Source organism: uncultured Cyclobacterium sp. (assembly GCF_963976465.1).
Classification (GTDB): domain Bacteria; phylum Bacteroidota; class Bacteroidia; order Cytophagales; family Cyclobacteriaceae; genus Cyclobacterium.
In genome coordinates, this window is the sequence record NZ_CAXBOC010000625.1 from 1 (window position 1) to 2,770 (window position 2,770).

Sequence of the window (2,770 nt, forward strand, 5' to 3'; positions counted from 1 at the left end):
TCTGGTAAAAGCAGGGGAAAATGCCACTTTTGACGAAGATTTTCCATCCAATCAATTCAATCATGCCATCTTAAGGGTTAGAACCGATGATAAAAAATATTGGTTGGAATGCACATCCAGCCATTTACCTGCCGGATTTTTGGGTTCATTCACAAGGAACCGAAAGGTATTGGTCATAACGCCTGAAGGTGGGGAAGTAGATCAAACGCCCACTTATTCTGACCCTGAATTTAACACCACTGTAGTTAATTCTTCTATCCTTTTACAACAAAATGGGAATGCTGAAATTAAGGGAACATTGTTACAAAAAGGATTCCCGGCCGAAACCACAGTCATGAAAACTTATGACAAAAAGAAGGATGAAATTAACAACCTTTTCAATGGACAAATAGGAGGAAATGGCTTAATAATTAATTCCCTTAGTTTGGACAAACAAATTGAATGGCAGGATATTCAAACTCAAATTAACTTCTCAGGAATGGTGCAAAGGTATTACAAAAGTACCGGCAAACGGGTGTTCATCCCTATTTCATGGCACACTTGGGAACCTAACATGGAAAAATCCACAGAACTTTACATAGAGGAAGTAAATATCAGAAAGCATCGCTCCTTGAACGCAGAATCAATCCCTCCTTCCCTATCCATCACTGAGGATAATTATGAACTAAAAATGGAGATTATAATTGATGATGAAAATATATCAATAAAAAAACACATACAATTCACTGACACCGACCGCCTCTCTGATGAGGAGCAAGACGAATTACTAACAGCTTTAAACAAAAAAATACAAGGAGAATTAGTTTTTACCAAACAATAACATCATGACTTTTTCAAAATTTAAAATAGGATTACTTATACTACTCATTTCCCCAAATTTTTTATTATCACAAGAGATGCGCTTTGGTAAATATAGTGATGCTGAATTTATATATAGTGAGGTAGTATTTGAACCGGAAGCAGATGCAGTAGTTTTACAAGAATCCAGTTACAATATGTTTCAAGGAGTAGTATTGGAAAGCAAAATACACCGGCGAATAAAAGTTTTAAAAGAAAGCGGAAAAGAACAAGCAAATGTCACATTGAAATACTATAAAGGGGATGACAAGATTCAAGATATCTATAAACTAAAAGCACAGACTGTTAATTTAGTCAATAAAGAAATCCAAATTGAGAAATTATCTAAATCAGATTTTTATGAAGTTGATGCGGGAAATGGATGGATGGAAATCAGGTTTACCTTTCCACAAGTACAGGTAGGCTCTATCATTGATTTCACTTATGTTAAGGCAGATAAATCCATTCTATCTATTGATGGTTGGGTTTTTCAAAATGAAATCCCTACCCTAAAATCAATCTATGACATCACCTTTCCGGATTTTATTTGGTACAAGTCTTTGAAACAGGGAATCAAAACCATTTCCCATGATTTCAAAACAAAAACCAAAGGCAATTTTAGATGGGAATTGGACAGTTTAAAGGGTTTCACTGCGGAACCTTACATGGCCCATTTCCAAGATTATTTGGAAAAAGTAAGTTTTCAGCTAGAGGGCTATGAATTTAGACAACAGGATAGTTTTGGTACGGATTTAAATCAATACAAATCACTATTTGATACTTGGCAGGATTTAACAGACTTCTTTGCCGATCGCTTAGAATTTAAAAGCTACATGTCCCCAAAAAAGAAAACACGCGAAATTACTGGTTTGGATACCGAAGGAACAGACACTTTACAGCTTGCCAAGGACATCTATAAGCATGTCAGCAATGAATACAATTATTCAGGATTTTCTGCCATTGCTCCTTCTAAAAATTTTTCGGAAACAATCGCAAGTAAAAATGGAAATAGGGCAGAAATAAATTTATCTCTCCTAGCTCATCTTAGAAATCATGGCATTATAGCCTATCCGGTTTTGATAAGTAGCAAAGGAAATGGAAGGTCTGATCTTGTACCTTTCCCTTTTGTAGACCAGTTTAACCAATTAATTGTCGTCACTTCTATTGCTAACAAAGTATATTATTTAGACGCCACAGATTCATCCATCCCTTTTGGGTACCTGCCTTCTCAATTTCTAGTCAATCAAGGTTTTCTTATGCTTGAAGAGAATAGTGGACTCATTGATATCCAAAGCCATCACTCATCAGGCTATTACGTTTTTGACAATATTCTTATTGAGGATGAGTTATCCTTAAAAAGAGAAACTGCTGTTAAAGCCATGGGCTTTGATGGTGTGTATAATACAGGCCTATTTAAGGCAGAAAACAGCTCAAGTGCTGCACTAAAGGAAAAGTTGATCACCTACCAACAGGAAAATCTTAATCCTGTCTTTACCTTTGAAGAGAATCCAAAATCAAACTTTACCATCATAAAGTACACAACAACGAAAGATCTAGACGAAAGTCAAAACTTGTATGTAAACCCATTTCAGTTATTGAGATGGGAACCGAACCCATTTGTGAGATCCACGCGAACATTTCCAATCGATTTTGATTACCTATTTACTGACAGGTATGGGGCTAAAATCGAAATCCCTGATGGCTATACTTTAGATGACTACCCTGAAGATGTCTCCATGCCCTTACCGAGTGGAGCCATGTCTTTTTCATTCAAAGTCAATATTATCAATGGTACTGCCATAATCAATTCAATAATCTCTGTTTCCAATCCACTCATTGGACCTCAAGAGTATCCTGACTTGAAATACCTCATTGACATTATTTCCAGCAAATTTAAAGAACCATTGGTATTTGTAAAAAACCAAACTTTGGT

General features: G+C 35.8%; 1 protein-coding gene and 1 pseudogene. Both read left to right on the top strand.

Going from position 1 to position 2,770, the window contains the following annotated elements; translation table 11 throughout:
• Nucleotides 1-820: pseudogene (locus tag AAC037_RS23110) on the top strand (hypothetical protein); the annotation flags it as partial.
• Nucleotides 821-824: 4 nt separating this feature from the next.
• On the top strand, nt 825-2,770 hold a 1,946-nt coding region (locus AAC037_RS23115), incomplete at its 3' end, for a DUF3857 domain-containing protein (protein WP_339905953.1).